Source organism: Streptomyces sp. CGMCC 4.7035 (genome assembly GCF_031583065.1).
GTDB lineage: Bacteria > Actinomycetota > Actinomycetes > Streptomycetales > Streptomycetaceae > Streptomyces > Streptomyces yaanensis.
The window spans coordinates 5,864,376-5,882,883 of sequence record NZ_CP134053.1; the positions used below are offsets into that span (position 1 = coordinate 5,864,376).

Consider the following 18,508-nt stretch of genomic DNA (forward strand, 5'->3'; position numbering starts at 1 on the left):
GGTCCGGCGTGTCACCCCGCCAGGTTGTCCGCCATCTCCTCCGTCAGGTTGGACTCCGTGCCCGGGATACCGAGGTCGGCCGCGCGCTTGTCGGCCATCGCCAGCAGACGGCGGATACGGCCCGCGACCGCGTCCTTGGTCAGCGGCGGGTCGGCGAGGGCGCCTAGCTCCTCAAGAGAGGCCTGCTTGTGCTCCATGCGCAGTCGCCCCGCGGCCGCGAGGTGCTCGGGCACCTCGTCGGCGAGGATCTCCAGCGCACGGGCGACCCGCGCCCCGGCGGCGACGGCGGCGCGCGCCGAGCGGCGCAGGTTGGCGTCGTCGAAGTTGGCGAGGCGGTTCGCCGTGGCGCGGACCTCGCGGCGCATCCGCCGCTCCTCCCAGGCCAGCACGGACTCGTGCGCGCCGAGGCGGGTCAGCAGGGCGCCGATCGCGTCACCGTCCCGGACGACCACGCGGTCCACGCCCCGTACCTCGCGGGCCTTGGCGGCGATCGACAGCCGGCGGGCGGCTCCGACCAGGGCGAGCGCGGCCTCCGGACCGGGGCAGGTCACCTCCAGGGACGACGAGCGGCCGGGCTCCGTCAGCGAGCCGTGCGCCAGGAACGCGCCGCGCCAGGCCGCCTCGGCGTCGCAGGTGGCCCCGGAGACCACCTGCGGGGGCAGGCCGCGGATCGGGCGGCCCCGGCCGTCGACGAGACCGGTCTGGCGGGCCAGCTGGTCACCGCCCGCCACTACGCGCACCACGTAGCGGGAACCACGGCGCAGACCGCCGGGCGCCATCACGATCAGCTCGGAGCTGTGGCCGAAGATCTCCAGGATGTCCCGCTTCAGACGCCGGGCCGCCATCGCTGTGTCCAGCTCCGCCTCGATCACGATGCGGCCGCTGACCAGGTGCAGTCCGCCCGCGAACCGCAGGATCGCCGAGACCTCCGCCTTTCTGCAGCAGGTCCGGGTGACGGGAAGCCGGGAAATCTCGTCCTTCACCGCTGCCGTCATCGCCATGGGCCGATCCTTCCATGCATCCGAAAAATACGGTCGTACGCGGCGGCCAACAGCTCCGGGTCGTGCCGCGGGGTTCCGTCGGTCCGGGCCACCGGCGCCAGCTCGACCGCGGCACCGAACCGCTGGGCGGCCTCGATGAGCAAGGTGCGGTCGGGCACGGCGGCCTCGTCGGCCAGAACCACGTCCAGGGCGAGTTTAGGGGCGTGTCGTCCCAAAACCTCCAAATGACGCTGCGGGGAGAAGCCCTCGGTCTCTCCGGGCTGCGGGGCGAGGTTGAGGGAGAGCACCCGGCGCGCCTTCGTCTCCATGAGGGCGTCCAGGAGTTCGGGCACGAGCAGGTGCGGAATCACCGAGGAGAACCAGGAACCCGGCCCGAGCACCACCCAGTCGGCGTCCAGGACCGCGGCGACGGCCTCCGGGACGGCGGGCGGGTCGTGCGGTACGACGTGCACGGACTGCACCTCGCCGGGGGTGAGCGCTACGGTCGCCTGCCCCCGGACGGTGCCGACCTCGTCCGGACGCTCCGGGTCGTGGCCCTTGACCAGTGCCTGGAGTTCCAGGGGCACGGCGGACATGGGCAGCACCCGGCCGTGGGCGCCCAGGAGCCTGCCGACCAGGTCGAGGGCCTGGACGTGGTCGCCGAGCTGCTCCCACAGAGCGACGATCAGCAGATTGCCGACCGCGTGCTCGTGCAGGTCGCCCTGGGACTGGAAGCGGTGCTGGATGACCCGGGCCCAGGTCTGGCCCCAGTCGTCGTCGCCGCACAACGCGGCCAGGGCCTTGCGCAGGTCGCCCGGCGGAAGCACGCCCAGCTCGTCGCGCAGACGGCCGCTGGAGCCGCCGTCGTCGGCCACGGTGACCACGGCCGTGAGGTCGCCGGTGATACGGCGCAGGGCGGCGAGCGAGGCGGACAGGCCCATGCCGCCGCCGAGAGCGACCACCTTCGGCTGAGTGCCGCGGCGGCGCGCCCGGCCGCCGCGCGCCTCGGTGGGTCTGCCACCGCGTCCCTCGGGCGCCATCCGGCGCAGCCTGCTCAGCCGCGGAGTACGTCCGGTCACTCGCGCCCCATGTCCCGGTGCACGACCACGGTCTCCACGCCCTCCGCGGCGAGGCGGGCGGCGAGCTTCTCCGACATGGCGACCGAGCGGTGCTTGCCGCCGGTGCAGCCGATGGCGATGGTCACATAGCGCTTGCCCTCGCGGCGGTACCCGGCCGCGATGAGCCGGAGCAGCTCGGCGTACCGGTCGAGGAACTCCTTGGCGCCGGGCTGGTTGAAGACGTACGCGGCCACCTCCTCGTTGATACCGGTGTACGGGCGCAGCTCCGGGACCCAGTGCGGGTTGGGCAGGAAGCGCATGTCCGCGACCAGGTCGGCGTCGACCGGGAGGCCGTACTTGAAGCCGAAGGACATGACGGTGGCCCGCAGCTCGGGCTCCTCCTCGCCGGCGAACTGGGCGTCCATCTTGGCGCGCAGCTCGTGCACGTTGAGGCTGGAGGTGTCGATCACGAGGTCGGCGTCGCCGCGCAGCTCGCGCAGCAGCTCGCGCTCGGCGGCGATGCCGTCGACGATGCGGCCGTCGCCCTGGAGGGGATGCGGACGGCGAACGGATTCGAAACGGCGCACCAGGGCCTCGTCGGAGGACTCCAGGAAGACGATCCGCCGGGTGACGTGCTTGGCCTCCAAGTCGGCCAGGGACTCGCGGAGGTTGTCGAAGAAGCGCCGGCCGCGGACGTCGACGACGACCGCGATCCGGGCGACGTTGCCCTGCGAGCGGGCGCCCAGCTCCACCATGGTGGGGATCAGCGCCGGCGGCAGGTTGTCGACGACGAACCAGCCGAGGTCCTCCAGACACTTCGCGGCCGTCGAGCGGCCTGCCCCGGACATACCGGAGATGATCACCAGCTCGGGGATGGCCGCTTCGGGGACCCCCACTGTTTCGATGCCCGTACTCACCTGTGCTCCGTTTTCCTGGACCGCCTGCTGTCGCGCCCGATCCTCGCCCGCCTCCTTGTGGGCGGCCTTGCCCTGTGCTGAGCGTTCTTCTGCGCGCTGGTCGTGCTCGGTCATGTCTCCTGCCCCCGTCGGTCGTCCGGGGCGCCCGCGGACACGGGTTCCCCGGGGGAACCCGCCATCGCGCCGGGTTCCTCCTCTTCCATGATCTCTCCAGTCGCCGTGTTGACGGCGGGTGCGGCCGGGGCCGCCTGGGCGAGGGCCACAGCGATCGTCTCGGCCGTCTTGCGGCCGATACCGGGAACTTCTTGAATCTGGTCGATTGTTGCCGATCGCAATTTTTTCACCGAACCGAAGTGCTTGATCAGCGCCTGCTTGCGGGTCTCGCCGAGGCCCGGCACCTCGTCCAGAGGGCTCGACCTGATGCGCTTGGCCCGCTTGGTGCGCTGATACGTGATGGCGAAGCGGTGGGCCTCGTCACGGACGCGCTGGAGCAGGTAGAGACCCTCGCTGGTGCGGGGCAGGACCACCGGGTCGTCCTCGGCGGGCAGCCACACCTCCTCCAGTCGCTTGGCGAGGCCACACACGGCGATGTCGTCGATGCCGAGCTCGTCCAGGGCCTTCTTGGCGGCCGCGACCTGCGGCTGGCCGCCGTCCACCACGACGAGCTGCGGCGGGTACGCGAACCGCCTGGGGCGCCCGTCGTCCTCCGTCAGCGCCTCCCCGTCCGCCCACTCCCCCGTCTTCTCCTTCTCGGCGAGGTAGCGCTTGAAGCGGCGGGTGATCACCTCGTGCATGGACCGGACGTCGTCCTGGCCCTCGAAGCCCTTGATCTGGAAGCGGCGGTACTCGCCCTTGCGCTGCAGTCCGTCCTCGAAGACGACCATGGAGGCCACGACGTCCTCGCCCTGGAGGTGCGAGATGTCGTAGCACTCGATCCTGAGCGGGGCGCTGTCCAGGTCGAGGGCCTCTGCGATCTCCTCCAGGGCGCGGGAGCGGGTGGTCAGGTCGGAGGCGCGCTTGGTCTTGTGCAGCGCGAGCGCCTGCTGGGCGTTGCGCTGCACGGTCTCCATCAGCGCCTTCTTGTCGCCGCGCTGCGGTATGCGCAGCGACACGTTGGACCCGCGGCGGCCGGTGAGCCAGTCCTGGACGGGCTCTATCGGGTCGGGCAGTGCCGGGACGAGGACCTCCTTGGGCACGGAGTCGCCCGTCTCCTCGCCGTAGAGCTGCTGGAGGGCGTGTTCGACGAGGGCGCTCGTGGTGACGTCCTCCACCTTGTCGGTGACCCAGCCACGCTGGCCGCGTACGCGTCCGCCGCGCACGTGGAAGATCTGGACGGCCGCTTCCAGCTCGTCCTCGGCGACGGCGATGAGGTCGGCGTCGGTCGCGTCGGTGAGCACGACCGCGTTCTTCTCCATGGCCTTCTTCAGGGCCTCGATGTCGTCGCGCAGGCGGGCGGCCCGCTCGTACTCCATCTCCTCGGCCGCCTCCATCATCCGCTTCTCCAGACGACGGAGGTACGTGCCCGTGCGGCCGGCCATGAAGTCGCAGAACTCGTCGGCCAGTTCGAGGTGGTCCTCGGGGGAGATCCGGCCGACACAGGGCGCGGAGCACTTGCCGATGTAGCCGAGCAGGCAGGGGCGGCCGGTGCGGGCGGCGTTCTTGAAGACGCCGGCCGAGCAGGTGCGCACGGGGAAGACGCGCAGCAGCAGGTCGACCGTGTCACGGATGGCCCAGGCATGCCCGTACGGCCCGAAGTACCGCACGCCCTTGCGCTTCTGGCCGCGCATCACCTGCACGCGGGGGAACTCCTCGTTCATCGTCACCGCGAGGTACGGGTAGCTCTTGTCGTCGCGGTACTTGACGTTGAACCGGGGGTCGAACTCCTTGATCCAGGTGTACTCCAGCTGCAGGGCCTCGACCTCCGTGGACACCACGGTCCACTCCACGGACGCGGCCGTGGTGACCATGGTGCGCGTGCGCGGGTGGAGGTTCGCCAGGTCCTGGAAGTAGTTCGCCAGACGCTGGCGCAGGCTCTTCGCCTTTCCGACGTAGATCACCCGGCGGTGCTCGTCCCGGAACCTGTAGACCCCGGGGGAGTCCGGAATCTCTCCCGGCTTGGGGCGGTAGCTGGAGGGGTCGGCCATGTCTCACACCCTACTGGCGGGCGCCGACAGCGCGGCGCCCCTGTGGACAAGGCCCGACGGGGTCGGCGGGAGAGCCGGGAGGCGGTTGTCGTCGGTGACCTCCTGGACGCGGTGAGTGCTCGGGACGCCCCGGCGGAGGTGTCAGGGCGCACCCCGGCGGCGCGTCGTAGCGGCGGCAGCCGATCACGCCGTGGGCATCCGCGTCGAGCGGCGGCAGGCTCGCGTGCGTATGAGGTGGCAGACGTACCTGGACTCGACCGGGCCACCGTGCCGCCGGACGCCGACACGCAGGCCGTACGACCGTCAACAGCGACGGCTCGGACCGCCGCCGAGAGGCGGGGAACGCATCCGGCCACGGCACCGACGCGGTTGGGCATCAGGTGTTGTCGGGGCTTGGGCAACACGCTTCAATGCGGGAAAACTTCGAACACGGAGGGTGATGTTGAATTACGAACTAACCCCGGGCGCCCTCCATGCGGCCCGGAAGAACTCATGCGTACGGCCCGACCAGCCGTCGTGACCATTCACAGAAAGGCCCCCCTGTATGCGGCACGGCACACGGCACGCGGACGGCGTCCCGGCGGAGTTGGAGGCTGCCCTGCGCGGCGGCCCCTTCCATATCGCACTGCGCGCCGCCATAGCCGCCCGCGGACTGCCGCTGCAGCGTGTGCAGCACCATTTGTCGCGCTACGGGGTCAAGGTCGGCGTGACGAGCCTGAGCTACTGGCAGCAGGGCGCGCGCCGCCCGCAGCGCCCCGAATCCCTGCGTGCCGTACGCGCCCTGGAGGAGATACTCCAACTGCCGGACGAATCGCTGATCCGGCTGCTGACCCGGGCCGAGGAGCGGCCCGAACAGCACCGTCCAGCGGGCCGGTCGTACCGCTCGCTCGTGGAGGCCTCAGGTGTGCTGGAAGGACTCCTCGCCGAGTTGGAGTCGCCGCTCGACGGCGGACTGCACACCATCGGCCACCACGAGCGCGTCCGCATCGGCGCGCGCCGGGAGTTGCTGGCCCGCGAGTCGCAGCACATCGTGCGCGCCCACAAGGACGGCGTGGACCGTTACGTCGCCATCCACCGCGGCGACCCCGGGTGCGCCCCGGAGCGGGTCGCGGTGCACGCGCTGGAGAACTGCCGGCCGGGGCGCGTGCGATGGCACCACGACACCGGCGTTCTGGTCGCCGAACTGCTCTTCGACACACGGTTGCGCACTGGAGATACGTTTCTCTTCAGCTACGGCTTCGAGGACGGCACCGCCGGCACGTCCAGCGAGTACGTCCGCGGATTCCATTTCGCGGGCGGGCAGTACGCCCTCCAGGTGCGCTTCGACGAGGAGGCGCTGCCGATGCGCTGCCACCGGTTCACCCAGCACTCCTTCGCCGCCCCGCGCAGCGGCCGCCAGGAACTGACGCTCAGCGGACGCCACCGCTCGGTGCACCTGGTGGAGCCGCGCGTGCGGTCCGGGCTCGTGGGGATCGCGTGGGACTGGGAGTGACCGGGGCCGGGAGCTGTCAGGCCGCCGGGCCCGCCACGATCCTGCCGCCCTTCACCTCGACGGACAGCTCGTGCAGCGGCTCGGTGGCCGGGGCCTGCACCACCTTGCCCGTAATGGCGTCGAACTCGCTCCCATGACAGGGACAGACGAGCGTCGTGCCCGACAGCTTGTTGATGGCGCACCCGGCGTGCGTGCAGATCGTGCTGTACGCCTTCAGGCTGCCGTCCGCCGCGCGGCTCACCACGACGTTCTGGTCCCGGTACAGCTTCGCGCCGCCCGTCGTGACCTCGCTCTCGGCCCCCAGCGCGACCGGCGCGGTCGGCGTGGCGGGCGCCGCACCACTGCCATCGACCGCCGAACAGGCCGCGAGGCCGAGCCCGGCGACCGGAGTGAGCGCCGCCCCGCGAAGGACGGTACGACGGGTCGCGGTGGGGCGGGCGGGCATGGGATCTCCCCTGGTCAGACCGGTGCCCACCTGGGCGGCGGGCGACGCCGACGATACCGGTAGCCGCCATTCCGCCTTGGGCCGGGGCGGGGGACGGTGGGCGCCTGGAAGGGACGTAAACGCTTGCGCAAGCGTTTACGTCTGCCACCCAATGGGATACGTTCCCTGCCGGAAGGCCCGAGGAGGGAACGCGATGGCAACCATGGCCGACGTCGCACGGCTCGCAGGCGTGTCCGTCGCCACCGTCTCGCACGTACTGAACGGCACGCGCCCGGTACTGCCCCACACCCGCCAGGCGGTGCTGGACGCCATCGACGAGCTGGGCTACACCCCGAACACACTCGCCCGTTCCCTGGTCACCTCACGCACCCGGTCCATCGGGCTCGCGGTGTCGGCGATCAGCAACCCGTACTTCACGGAGATCGTCCAGGGCGTCGAGGCCGGCGCTCTGGAGCACGGCTACAGCCTGCTCATCGCCGATCCGCACGACGACCCGGAGCACGAGCGCAAGGTCGGCCGGCTCCTCCACGAGCGCCGCGTCGACGGCATGATCGTCGCTCCCTCCGCGGACCCGCGCGGACTCCTCGCCCACCTCGCACGCCATCGCGTACCGACCGTGTTCCTCGACCGCCTGGTGGACGGCGTCCCGACAGTCACGGCAGCGTGGCCAGCGACCGGCGGGGATGCGTCCGAGGGGAGCGGGCACGCCGACGGGTCGGAGAGGGGCGGGCACACCGATGCCGCTGCGCCACGCGGGCACGCCGACGCCGCTGAGCCGTGCGGGCACGCCGATACTGCTGAGCAAAGAGCACACGCCGGCACGTCCGAGCGACGCACCCACGCCGACGCTTCCGAGCCAGGCGAGCATGCCGAAGCGGCTGAGCGGGAGGGACACGCCGAAGCCGCTCAGCGAAGCCCACACGCCAACGTGCCCAAGCCAGTCCGGCACACCGATGCGCCCGAGCGGGCGGGACACCTCGGCACGTCCGAGCGAGACCGGCACGCCGGCACGTCCGAGCGACGCACCCACGCCGACGCATCCGAGCCAGGCACGCACGCCGACGCGCCCTTCCTCTTCGACCAGGTCTGCGCCGAGAATGCCGAACCCATGGCCCGCCTGGTCACTCATCTCGCCGACCTCGGCCACCGGCGTATCGGTCTCATCGCGGGTGTGCCCGGGCTCAGTACCACGACCGAGCGGATCAGCGGCTACCTGCACGGCCTCGCGACGGCAGGCCTCCCCTACGACGAGCGGCTGGTGGCCCGGGGCGACTCCGCGGCCGAGGGCGCCGAGCGCGCCACCGCCGCCCTGCTGTCCCTCGCGGCACCGCCCACGGCCCTGGTCACCGCCAACAACGCGATGACCATCGGTGCGCTGCGCGCCCTGCGCGATCGCGGTCTGTCCGTACCGGACGACCTGGCCCTGTGCTGCTTCGACGACTTCGCGTGGGCGGACCTGTTCTCGCCCCGGCTCACCGCGATCTCCCAGCCGAGCAGGGAGATCGGCGCCCAGGCCGTACGGCTGCTCCTGGACCGGCTGGAGGCGCCGGACCGTCCCTCCCGTACCGTGCGACTGCCCTGTGCGTTCGTCCACCGCACCTCGTGCGGCTGCCCCGACAGCCGCTCCCAGAAGGGAACCGTCTCGTGATCGTCGTCGCCGGTGAGGCCCTGATCGACCTGGTCCCGCAGGGCGCGGGCGCGCTCGCACCGCTGAGGCCGGCGCTCGGCGGCGGCCCGTACAACACCGCTGTCGCACTCGGCCGTCTCGGCTCCCCCACGGCCTTCTGCTCCCGCACCTCCTACGACGCCTTCGGCGAGGCCCTGCTCGACGGGCTGCGCGAGGCGGGCGTGGACGTCTCGGCGGTGCAGCGCGGCACCGAGCCGACCACACTCGCGGTCGCCACGGTCGACGAGAACGGCTCGGCCGCGTACTCCTTCTACGTCGACGGCACCGCCGACCGGCTGTTCACGGCACCGGCAGGTCTTCCTGAGGGCACGCGGGCCGTGTCCTTCGGTACCTGCTCTCTCGTCCTCGAACCCGGGGCGAGCGCCTACGAGGAGCTGATGCGCGACGCCGCCGCGCAGGGCGTGTTCACGACGCTCGACCCGAACATCCGCGCAGGGCTGATCCCGGATCCCGACGCCTACCGGGCCCGTTTCAAGAGCTGGCTGCCGTCCGTGTCGCTGCTCAAGCTCTCGGCGGAGGACGCGCAGTGGCTGGGCGGCACCCCGCGCGAATGGCTGGCCTGCGGCCCCGCGGCCGTCGTGATCACCCACGGCAGCGACGGGTTGACGGTCTTCACCCGCGACGGTGCGGAGCACTCGGTACCCGGTGTGCGGGTCGACGTCGTGGACACGATCGGCGCCGGCGACACCGTCAACGCGGCCCTGCTCCACGGTCTGGCCGCCCGCGATGCCCTCTCCCCGACGGCGGTGGCCGGCCTGGACGCCGACGGCTGGACCGAGCTGCTGGGGTTCGCGGCCCGCGCGGCGGCGATCACTTGCTCCCGGGCCGGCGCGGAACCGCCGTACGCGTCCGAGTTGACGGGACCTTGAGTCAAGCCGCAGCCCGAGGCAGCACCCGCCGATTCTCACAGTTCTCGCGGATCAGCCGGGTGGAGAGCTGGTGATGGAACTCGCGGCGCGCGTCAGCCACCTTGGCGTGGGCGCGGGCGACCTTCAGCCGGGCCTTCTCACGGTTCTTCGATCCCTTCTGCTTGCGGGACAGCTTCCGCTGGGCCTTCTTCAGTTTCTTCTCCGCGCGGCGCAGGAACCGCGGGGAGTCGATCTTCGTGCCGTCGGACAGGACGGCGAAGTGGGTCAGGCCCAGGTCGATACCGACAGCGCTGTCGGGGCCAGGCTCGCTGAAGCGGGTCCGGTCCTGCTCCGGGTCGGTGTCGATGACGAAGCTCGCCAAGTATCGCCCGGCTGCGTCCTTGATGACCGTGACGCTGGACGGGGTGGCGGGCAGCGTGCGCGACCAGCGCACTTGCACCTCGCCGACCTTCGGCAGCAACAGCCTCCCGGTCCCGGTGATCTTCCAGCGCGCGTTCGCGGTGAACCGGACCGCCTGCCTTTCGTCCTTGCGGGACTTGAAGTGGGGCACCCCTACCCGCGCCCCGTTGCGGGCTCCCTTCAGGGAGGCGAAGAAGTTCCGCCAGGCGCTCTCCGCATCCCGCAGCGACTGCTGCAGCACCACCGCCGACACCTCGCCCAGCCAGTGCCGCTCACGGGTCCTCTTCGCCTCGGTGACCAGCGTCCTCGACAGCACCGCCGCCGTGGGGAACGCCTCCCCCGCCGCCCGCGCCCGCTCCCGCGCCGCGATCGCGTCGTTGTACACCACCCGCGCACACCCGAACGCCCGGGCCAGCGCGCTGCGCTGACCCGGTGTCGGATCGAGACGGAAGGCATACCGAAGCTACATGAACCGGACGCTAACACCCGTCACCGACAGCCCGGGACGGATCAGCCGAATCCAGCTCCGCCGGAACGATTCGGCGACGCTCCGCGTCGCCGCGTCCAGATTCGCCTCACCACCGGCGTCAACGCTGGTGCACTGCGAATGAATCCCGGTAGCAGCTTCCAGGCCCCACGCGTCCAGGCCCCACGCGTCCGGGCCATACGCGTCCGGGCCATACGCGTTCGGCGGCTGCCCGCCCAAGAAGCGGTGCCCCGCGGGAAGCTCCCACGGGGCACCACCGGATCTCCCGGAACATGTCCGGGTCGGGTCAGGCCTTGCGCGCCCGCGTGGTCTTCTTCGCGGGGGCCGCCTTCTTCGTGGCGCCGGACGCCTTCTTGGTCGCCGTGTTGTTCGCGGTCTTCACCGTCGTCCTGGCCGTCGCCGTCTTCTTGGCCGTCGACGTGGCCGCGACCGCCTTCTTGGCCGCCGCCTTGCGCGGGGCCTTCACCGAGGCGGCGTCGCTGACGCGCTCGGCGCCGAGGATCTCGCGCAGGAACTTGCCGGTGTGGCTGGACGGAACCCCGGCGACCTCCTCGGGTGTGCCCTCGGCGACCACGAGACCACCGCCCGCGCCACCCTCGGGGCCCATGTCGACGATCCAGTCGGCGGTCTTGACGACGTCGAGGTTGTGCTCGATGACGATGACCGTGTTGCCCTTGTCGACCAGTCCGCCAAGCACCTTGAGGAGCTTGCTGATGTCCTCGAAGTGCAGACCGGTGGTCGGCTCGTCCAGCACGTAGACCGTGCGTCCGGTGGAGCGCTTCTGCAACTCGCTGGCGAGCTTCACACGCTGGGCCTCACCGCCGGACAGGGTGGTCGCGGACTGGCCGAGGCGGACGTAGCCGAGGCCGACGTCGTGCAGCGTCCCAAGGTGGCGGGCGATCGCGGGCACGGCCTCGAAGAAGCCGAGGGCCTCCTCGATCGGCATGTTCAGCACCTCGGCGATGGACTTGCCCTTGTAGTGGACCTCCAGGGTCTCCCGGTTGTAGCGGGCGCCGTGGCAGACCTCGCACGGGACGTAGACGTCCGGGAGGAAGTTCATCTCGATCTTGATCGTGCCGTCGCCCGCGCAGTTCTCGCAACGGCCGCCCTTGACGTTGAAGGAGAAGCGGCCGGGCAGGTAGCCGCGGACCTTCGCCTCGGTGGTCTCGGCGAACAGCTTGCGGATGTGGTCGAAGACACCGGTGTACGTCGCCGGGTTCGAGCGCGGGGTGCGGCCGATGGGCGACTGGTCGACGTGCACGACCTTGTCGACCAGGTCGTCGCCGTCCACGCGCGTGTGCCGCCCGGGAACGTTCCTCGCGCCGTTCAGCTCACGCGCGAGGTGCGTGTACAGGATGTCGTTGACCAGCGTCGACTTGCCGGAGCCGGACACGCCGGTGACGGCCGTGAACACGCCCAGCGGGAACGACACGTCGATGTCCTGGAGGTTGTTCTCGCGGGCGCCGTGCACCGTGAGCCTGCGGGACGGGTCGTGCGGGCGCCGGATGTCGGGCAGCGGGATCGACTTCTTGCCCGCGAGGTACTGGCCGGTCTGCGACTCGTCGTTGGCCAGCAGTTCCTTCAGGGAGCCGCTGTGCACGACCTTGCCGCCGTGCTCGCCCGCACCGGGGCCGATGTCGACGACCCAGTCGGCGACCTTGATGGTGTCCTCGTCGTGCTCGACGACGATGAGCGTGTTGCCCATGTCCCGCAGCCGGACCAGCGTCTCGATCAGCCGGTGGTTGTCCCGCTGGTGCAGGCCGATGGACGGCTCGTCGAGCACGTACAGGACGCCGACGAGTCCCGAGCCGATCTGGGTGGCCAGGCGGATGCGCTGGGCCTCGCCGCCGGAGAGCGTGCCGGCCGCGCGGTTCAGCGACAGGTAGTCCAGGCCCACGTCGACCAGGAACCGCAACCGCTCGTTGACCTCCTTGAGGACCCGCTCGGCGATCTTCTTGTCACGAGCGTCGAGCCTCAGCTCGCCCAGGAAGTCCGCGCAGTCACTGATCGACATCGCGGAGACCTCTGCGATGGACTTCCCCATGATCGTGACCGCGAGGACGATCGGCTTCAGGCGGGTGCCCTCACAGGTGGGACAGGGCACCTCGCGCATGTAGCCCTCGAAGCGCTCGCGGCTGGCGTCGCTCTCGGCCTCGCTGTGCCGACGCCTCACGAAGGGGACGGCGCCTTCGAAGGGCGTCGTGTACACGCGCTCGCGCCCGTACCGGTTGCGGTAGCGGACCTCGATCTGCGTCTTGTGGCCGTACAACAGGGCCTTCTTGGCGCGCTGCGGCAGACCCGCGAAGGGGATGTCGGTCCGGAATCCCAGCGCGTCGGCGAGAGCGCCGATGAGGCGGCCGAAGTAGTCCTTGGTGTGCCCGTGCGACCAGGGGTGAATGGCGCCCTCGTCGAGGGTCTTCTCCTCGTCCGGGACGATCAGCTCCGGGTCGACCTCCATGCGCGTGCCGATGCCGGTGCACTCGGGGCAGGCGCCGAAGGGCGAGTTGAAGGAGAAGGAGCGGGGCTCCAGCTCCTCGAAGGACAGGTCGTCGTACGGGCAGTACAGGTGCTCCGAGTACATGCGCTCGCGCTCGGGGTCGTCCTCGGGGAGATCGACGAAGTCGAGGACGACCATGCCGCCGGACAGGCCGAGCGCGGTCTCCACGGAGTCGGTGAGGCGGCGCTTGGCGGAGTCCTTCACCGTGAGGCGGTCGACGACCACCTCGATGGTGTGCTTCTCCTGCTTCTTCAAGGTGGGCGGGTGGGAGAGCTGGATCGTCTCCCCGTCCACACGCGCGCGGCTGTAGCCCTTGGTCTGGAGATCGGCGAAGAGGTCGACGAACTCTCCCTTGCGCTCCCGCACCAGCGGCGACAGCACCTGGAAGCGGCTCCCCTCCGGCAGCTCCAGGACCTTGTCGACGATGGCCTGCGGCGACTGGCGCGAGATCGGGCGGCCGCACTCCGGACAGTGCGGCTTGCCGATGCGCGCGAAGAGCAGGCGCAGGTAGTCGTAGACCTCGGTGATCGTGCCCACCGTCGAGCGCGGGTTGCGCGAGGTGGACTTCTGATCGATGGAGACCGCCGGCGAGAGGCCCTCGATGAAGTCGACGTCCGGCTTGTCCATCTGGCCCAGGAACTGCCGGGCGTACGAGGACAGTGACTCCACGTAACGTCGCTGGCCCTCGGCGAAGATCGTGTCGAAGGCCAGCGAGGACTTGCCCGACCCCGACAGGCCCGTGAAGACGATGAGCGCGTCGCGTGGCAGATCGAGCGAGACATTCTTCAGGTTGTGCTCGCGCGCGCCACGGACGATGAGACGGTCGGCCACGCCGGTCCGCACCTTTCTTGAGAGAAGCGACAGGGGCGAGGCCCCCGTGCTTTCTCAGACTAGGGGGAGCCACTGACAACGCCGGTCGGATTCCTGGGTTCATAACAATCCCCGGCCATCCAGCATGCCCGACGCCGCACTCGACCCTATAGCACGTGCATTCGATTTGCGGGCCAAGCTCACCTCCTTCACCCGAAGGAGTGGCGGGGCTAGGGTCGACCCCATGATTGATCACGCGCGCGACCTGGCGTCTGTACGTGCCGCGACCGAACGACTGCTGACCGCAGCCGTCGCACTGGACAACGCGGCGGTGACCGAGTCGTCACGGCTGCCCGGTTGGACCCGCGGTCACGTCCTCGCCCATCTCGCCCGTAACGCGGACGCCCTCGTGAACGTGCTGGAGGGGCGTCCCATGTACGCCTCCGCCCAGGCGCGGGACGCCGACATCGAGCGGGACGCACCGCGCTCCCTCGACATCCAGCTCGCGGACCTGCGCGCGAGCGCGGCCCGCTTCCAGGAGGCGGGAGCCGCGCCCGCGGACTGGTCGCGCACGGTGGAGTTGCGCAACGGGGTCACCGACTCGGCGGCCCGGGTGCCGTTCCGGCGGTGGGTCGAGATCGAGCTGCACCATGTCGATCTCGGGATCGGATACGAGCTGGAGGATCTGCCGGCGGAGTTCGTGGAGCGGGAGATCGACTTCCTCGCCCAGCGGTTCAGGGACCATCCCGACGTCCCTGGGATCGCGTTGTCCGCCCTGGAGGACCCGAGCCGGCTCACCTGGCCCACGGGACGGCAGGCCGACGACAAGCCGGTCACCGTCACGGGCACGGCCCCCGCCCTGGTGGGCTGGCTCTCGGGACGCACCAGGGGCGAAGGCGTGACGGTGCTCGACGACGGCCTGACGCTGCCCGCGCTGCCCCCGCTGTGACCTCGTCGGTAGGCTGACAACATGACGTACAGCGGAGCGGTGACGGTCGGTGGCCCGGCGGACGTGCACGAGCTGAAGGACCTGATGATCACGAAGATCGCGGTCGGCCCGATGGACAACAACGCCTATCTGCTGCGCTGTCGGGCCACTGACGAGCAGTTGCTGATCGACGCGGCCAACGACGCGCACACGCTGATCGGCATGATCGGTGACGACGGCATCGCGTCGGTCGTCACCACCCATCGGCACGCCGACCACTGGCAGGCGCTCGCCGACGTCGTGGCGGCCACACACGCGCGTACATATGCGGGACGCCACGACGCCGAGGGCATCCCCGTACCGACCGACGTCCCGGTCGACGACGGCGACACGATCCGCGTGGGACGTGTGGAGCTCACCGCACGCCATCTGGTGGGCCACACGCCGGGCTCGATCGTCCTCGTCTACGACGACCCGCACGGACACCCGCACGTGTTCACCGGGGACTGCCTCTTCCCGGGCGGTGTGGGCAACACCCGCAAGGACCCCAAGGCCTTCGCCAGCCTGATCCACGACGTCGAGACGAAGATCTTCGACGTGCTTCCGGACGAGACCTGGGTCTACCCGGGGCACGGCGACGACACCACGCTGGGCGCCGAGCGCCCGCACCTGCCGGAGTGGCACGCGCGCGGGTGGTGAGCGGGGGAATCGCACGTGCGGATGGTGAGCACGGGGATGGTGAGCGGGGGAATCGCACGTGCGGATGGTGAGCACGGGGATGGTGAGCGGGGGAATCGCACGTGCGGATGGTGAGCACGGGGCGGTGGGCTGGGGGCGCACCCCGGGGGGGGTGAGCGCCACCGGCGGCGCGCCCTGCATGCATCAATGCGCGGCGTGAAGAGTAGGCACACGCGCCCCGTGCGAACCGTTCACACACGCCGGTACCCTGCGCGCGCTCCCGGCGCAGGTGGTTGCGCGGTCAACTGGAGGCAGCCCCGCACAGGGTGACGGCTCCTGCGCGGTACGGGCCGCCGGTCCTCGATCCCCGCCCTCGACCGGCGGCCCCGGCGGGCGCGTTCCGTCCGAACGTTCACAGGAACGCAACACTTGTTCCCACTATGCGGACAGTTCCCCGCGTGACCTGGACAAACAGGACGTGTCACTGCCACTCTCCCGCCATGCATCTCGCCCAACGCGCCCTGCGCCGCGCCGCATCCGGCGCCACCGTCGCCCTGCTCGCCCTCGCCGTGGGGTGTGCCCCGCAGCCGGAGGAGAAAGCTTCCGCCAAGGCTTCCGGGACGACCGCCGAGACGTGCGCGAAGGGCAAGTTGGCCACGAAGACGTCCGGCAAACTGACGATCGCGACCGACGAGCCCGCGTACGAGCCCTGGTTCAAGGACGACAAGCCGTCCAACGGCAAGGGCTTCGAGTCGGCCGTCGCCTACGCCGTGGCGAAGCAACTCGGCTACGACGACAGTGCCGTCGTGTGGCAGTCCGTCCCCTTCAACAAGGCCTTCGCGCCGGGTGAGAAGACCTTCGACTTCGACATCAACCAGGTGTCGATCAGTGCCGAGCGCAAGAAGGCCGTGGACTTCTCGTCCGGCTACTACGATGTGCGCCAGGCCGTCATCGCACTGAAGGGCTCCAAGGCCGCGAAGGCGAAGACCATCGCGGACCTGAAGGACCTCAAGCTGGGCGCCCAGGTCGGTACGACGAGCCTCGACTACCTCACCGACGTGGTGAAGCCGCAGCAGGAGCCGGCCGCGTACGCCAAGAACGACCAGGCCAAGTCCGCCCTGAAGAACGGTCAGGTCGACGCCATCGTCACCGACCTGCCGACCGCCTTCTACATCACCGCGGCCGAGGTGACCGACGCGAAGATCGTCGGCCAGTTCGAGAACCAGGGCGGCACGCCCGAGCAGTTCGGGCTCGTGCTCGACAAGGGCAGCGCGCTCACCTCGTGCGTGACCTCCGCCGTGGACGCCCTGCGCAAGGACGGCACGCTGGCGAAGATCGAGAAGCAGTGGCTGTCCGACGCGGTCGACGCTCCGGTGCTCAAGTGACGGTCACCAAGGAGGAGCCGGGAGAGGACTCCGGCGAGGGCGGTATGGCGGCCGCGGACGACATCGCGGACATGCCCGGCGGGGACGACGCGTACGTCCCCTCCGAGCGGCGCATCGAACGGGAGCGCCACAAGCGCGCCCGCGCCCGCCGCGCCACCGCCGTCGCCGCGCTCTCGACCCTCATCACCGGCGTCGTCCTCTATCTGGTCATCGTCAACGCGCCGGGCTGGCCGCGCACCAAGGAGACGTTCTTCAACGCGCAGTACGCGCGCGAGGCGTTCCCGAAGGTGCTCGAAGGGTTGTGGCTCAACCTCCGTCTGCTGCTGGTGTGCGGGGTCGCGGTCCTCGTCCTCGGCATGCTGATCGCCGTCGCCCGCACCCTGCGCGGCCCGGTGTTCTTCCCGCTGCGCGCACTGGCCGCCGCCTACACGGACTTCTTCCGCGGACTCCCGCTGATCATCAACCTGATGATCGTGGTCCTGGGCGTCCCCGCGCTGCGTCTGCAGGGCGTGACCGTCGACCCGGTGCTGCTCGGCGGGACGGCGCTCACGCTGACGTACTCGGCGTACGTCGCGGAGGTCTTCCGCGCCGGCATCGAGTCCGTGCATCCCTCGCAGCGCGCCGCGGCCCGCTCGCTCGGTCTCACCAACCGGCAGGCGCTGCGGCATGTGGTGCTCCCCCAAGCCGTACGCCGTCAGGTTCCGCCGCTCCTGAACGACCTCGTGTCCCTGCAGAAGGACACCGGGCTCGTCTCGATCGGCGGCGCGGTGGACGCGGTGCGTGCCGCCGACATCATCGCGGGCCGCAGCCTCAACTACACGCCCTACATCGTCGCGGGGCTGGTCTTCGTGGCGCTGACCATCCCGATGACCCGCTTCACGGACTGGGTCACCGCCCGGATGGACCGGCAGCGGGCGCAGGGAGGGAACCTGTGAGCGACATCCTCGACAAGCCGGACGCCCCCGAAGACTCCGCATCCGCCGGCGCGCCCGTGCTGCGCATGGAGTCCGTCCGCAAGACCTTCGGCGGCTCGGTCGTGCTGCGGGACGTCGCTCTGGAGGTCCCGCCGCACACGGTGACCGTCCTGATCGGCGCCTCCGGCTGCGGAAAGTCGACACTGCTGCGCTGCGCGAACCTCCTGGAGGAGATCGACGACGGCGCGATCTGGCTGGACGGTGAGGAGATCACCGACCCGCGCGTCGACCAGGACGCCGTACGCCGCCGGATCGGTGTGGTCTTCCAGTCGTACAACCTCTTTCCGCACATGACCGTCCTGGAGAACATCACCCTTGCCCCGCGCCGTGTGCACGGCGTGGACCGCAGGGCGGCCGAGGAGCACGCCCGTGAGCTCCTGGAGCGGCTCGGGCTCGGTGCCAAGGCAGCCGAGTACCCGGACCGGCTCAGCGGCGGCCAGCAGCAACGCGTGGCGATCGTGCGCGCCCTGGCCGTACGCCCCCGGCTGCTGCTCCTGGACGAGATCACCGCCGCCCTCGACCCGGAGCTCGTGGGCGAGGTCCTCACCGTCGTCCGGGATCTGAAGGCCGACGGCATGACCATGGTGCTCGCCACCCACGAGATGGGCTTCGCCCGCGAGGTCGCGGACCAGGTCTGCTTCCTGGACGGTGGCGTGGTCCTGGAACGCGGCACGGCCGAGCAGGTCTTCGGCGATCCCCAGCAGGAACGCACCCGGCGCTTCCTGAGCAGGATCGTGGAGGCAGGGCGGCTCTGAGGC

At 70.6% G+C, this 18,508-nt stretch carries 14 protein-coding genes and 1 pseudogene; 8 read left to right on the top strand and 7 right to left on the bottom strand.

Annotated features, from left to right (window positions below; genetic code table 11):
- Positions 1-11: 11 nt before the first annotated feature.
- The 4 genes from whiA to uvrC are packed head-to-tail and all read right to left on the bottom strand — an operon-like array spanning position 12 to position 5,099.
- Positions 12-1,001, bottom strand: coding sequence for a DNA-binding protein WhiA (whiA, locus tag Q2K21_RS25715; RefSeq protein WP_310775478.1), 990 nt, complete (start codon positions 999-1,001; stop codon positions 12-14).
- On the bottom strand, positions 992-2,059 hold the full coding sequence (locus Q2K21_RS25720) for a gluconeogenesis factor YvcK family protein (RefSeq protein WP_310775480.1): 1,068 nt from the start codon (positions 2,057-2,059) through the stop codon (positions 992-994). The genes whiA and Q2K21_RS25720 overlap by 10 nt, the downstream gene beginning before the upstream one ends.
- On the bottom strand, positions 2,056-3,069 hold the full coding sequence (gene rapZ, locus Q2K21_RS25725) for an RNase adapter RapZ (RefSeq protein WP_310775481.1): 1,014 nt from the start codon (positions 3,067-3,069) through the stop codon (positions 2,056-2,058). The genes Q2K21_RS25720 and rapZ overlap by 4 nt, the downstream gene beginning before the upstream one ends.
- Complete coding sequence (gene uvrC / locus Q2K21_RS25730) at positions 3,066-5,099, bottom strand: excinuclease ABC subunit UvrC (RefSeq protein WP_310775483.1); 2,034 nt, start codon at positions 5,097-5,099, stop codon at positions 3,066-3,068. Before uvrC ends, rapZ begins: the two co-directional genes overlap by 4 nt.
- 544 nt (positions 5,100-5,643) lie before the next feature.
- Here uvrC and Q2K21_RS25735 point away from each other — a divergent pair.
- Positions 5,644-6,591 (top strand): hypothetical protein, encoded by a 948-nt coding sequence (locus tag Q2K21_RS25735; RefSeq protein WP_310775485.1) that lies wholly within the window; start codon positions 5,644-5,646, stop codon positions 6,589-6,591.
- A 16-nt stretch (positions 6,592-6,607) separates the two neighbouring features.
- Here the strand turns inward: Q2K21_RS25735 and Q2K21_RS25740 are convergent, their stop codons facing one another.
- Entirely contained in the window at positions 6,608-7,036 is a 429-nt protein-coding gene (locus Q2K21_RS25740; protein WP_310775487.1) for a Rieske (2Fe-2S) protein, read from the bottom strand.
- 193 nt (positions 7,037-7,229) lie between these two features.
- Here Q2K21_RS25740 and Q2K21_RS36050 point away from each other — a divergent pair, with 193 nt between their 5' ends.
- Together Q2K21_RS36050 and Q2K21_RS25755 are read left to right on the top strand one after the other, a co-directional pair.
- A complete protein-coding gene (locus Q2K21_RS36050; protein WP_449343601.1) occupies positions 7,230-8,684 on the top strand; it encodes a LacI family DNA-binding transcriptional regulator in 1,455 nt (484 codons plus the stop codon).
- Positions 8,681-9,592: a carbohydrate kinase family protein gene (locus tag Q2K21_RS25755; protein WP_310775489.1), complete on the top strand. Its 912-nt coding sequence runs from the start codon at positions 8,681-8,683 to the stop codon at positions 9,590-9,592. The genes Q2K21_RS36050 and Q2K21_RS25755 overlap by 4 nt, the downstream gene beginning before the upstream one ends.
- A gap of 40 nt (positions 9,593-9,632) precedes the next feature.
- On the opposite strand, the pseudogene Q2K21_RS25760 reads toward Q2K21_RS25755, so the two are convergent.
- Both Q2K21_RS25760 and uvrA read right to left on the bottom strand, forming a co-directional pair.
- A pseudogene (locus tag Q2K21_RS25760) lies at positions 9,633-10,454 on the bottom strand (RNA-guided endonuclease InsQ/TnpB family protein); the annotation flags it as partial.
- A gap of 310 nt (positions 10,455-10,764) precedes the next feature.
- Entirely contained in the window at positions 10,765-13,806 is a 3,042-nt protein-coding gene (uvrA, locus tag Q2K21_RS25765) for an excinuclease ABC subunit UvrA (protein WP_310775490.1), read from the bottom strand.
- Positions 13,807-14,029: 223 nt separating this feature from the next.
- On the opposite strand from uvrA, the gene Q2K21_RS25770 reads away from it, so the two are divergent.
- The 5 genes from Q2K21_RS25770 to Q2K21_RS25790 all read left to right on the top strand — a co-directional run bounded on the left by Q2K21_RS25770 (position 14,030) and on the right by Q2K21_RS25790 (position 18,505).
- Entirely contained in the window at positions 14,030-14,734 is a 705-nt protein-coding gene (locus Q2K21_RS25770) for a maleylpyruvate isomerase family mycothiol-dependent enzyme (protein ID WP_310775491.1), read from the top strand.
- A 21-nt stretch (positions 14,735-14,755) separates the two neighbouring features.
- The gene (locus Q2K21_RS25775) at positions 14,756-15,412 is read left to right on the top strand and encodes an MBL fold metallo-hydrolase (RefSeq protein ID WP_310775493.1); all 657 of its coding nucleotides are present in this window, start codon (positions 14,756-14,758) and stop codon (positions 15,410-15,412) included.
- Positions 15,413-15,891: 479 nt separating this feature from the next.
- On the top strand, positions 15,892-16,776 hold the full coding sequence (locus Q2K21_RS25780; RefSeq protein ID WP_310775495.1) for an ABC transporter substrate-binding protein: 885 nt from the start codon (positions 15,892-15,894) through the stop codon (positions 16,774-16,776).
- Positions 16,773-17,711 carry an amino acid ABC transporter permease gene (locus Q2K21_RS25785; protein ID WP_310775497.1) on the top strand — a complete coding sequence of 313 codons (939 nt, stop codon included), beginning with the start codon at positions 16,773-16,775 and terminating at the stop codon, positions 17,709-17,711. Before Q2K21_RS25780 ends, Q2K21_RS25785 begins: the two co-directional genes overlap by 4 nt.
- Positions 17,712-17,776: 65 nt before the next feature.
- A complete protein-coding gene (locus Q2K21_RS25790; protein WP_310781240.1) occupies positions 17,777-18,505 on the top strand; it encodes an amino acid ABC transporter ATP-binding protein in 729 nt (242 codons plus the stop codon).
- Positions 18,506-18,508: the final 3 nt, after the last annotated feature.

Excerpts from the sequence above, each read along its gene's own strand:
- uvrC (WP_310775483.1), bottom strand. The coding sequence starts at position 5,099 with ATGGCCGACCCCTCCAGCTACCGCCCCAAGCCGGGAGAGATTCCGGAC.
- Q2K21_RS25740 (WP_310775487.1), bottom strand. The coding sequence starts at position 7,036 with ATGCCCGCCCGCCCCACCGCGACCCGTCGTACCGTCCTTCGCGGGGCG.
- Q2K21_RS25770 (WP_310775491.1), top strand. The coding sequence starts at position 14,030 with ATGATTGATCACGCGCGCGACCTGGCGTCTGTACGTGCCGCGACCGAA.
- Q2K21_RS36050 (WP_449343601.1), top strand. The coding sequence starts at position 7,230 with ATGGCAACCATGGCCGACGTCGCACGGCTCGCAGGCGTGTCCGTCGCC.
- Q2K21_RS25790 (WP_310781240.1), top strand. The coding sequence starts at position 17,777 with ATGGAGTCCGTCCGCAAGACCTTCGGCGGCTCGGTCGTGCTGCGGGAC.
- rapZ (WP_310775481.1), bottom strand. The coding sequence starts at position 3,069 with ATGACCGAGCACGACCAGCGCGCAGAAGAACGCTCAGCACAGGGCAAG.
- Q2K21_RS25780 (WP_310775495.1), top strand. The coding sequence starts at position 15,892 with ATGCATCTCGCCCAACGCGCCCTGCGCCGCGCCGCATCCGGCGCCACC.
- whiA (WP_310775478.1), bottom strand. The coding sequence starts at position 1,001 with ATGGCGATGACGGCAGCGGTGAAGGACGAGATTTCCCGGCTTCCCGTC.
- Q2K21_RS25775 (WP_310775493.1), top strand. The coding sequence starts at position 14,756 with ATGACGTACAGCGGAGCGGTGACGGTCGGTGGCCCGGCGGACGTGCAC.
- Q2K21_RS25735 (WP_310775485.1), top strand. The coding sequence starts at position 5,644 with ATGCGGCACGGCACACGGCACGCGGACGGCGTCCCGGCGGAGTTGGAG.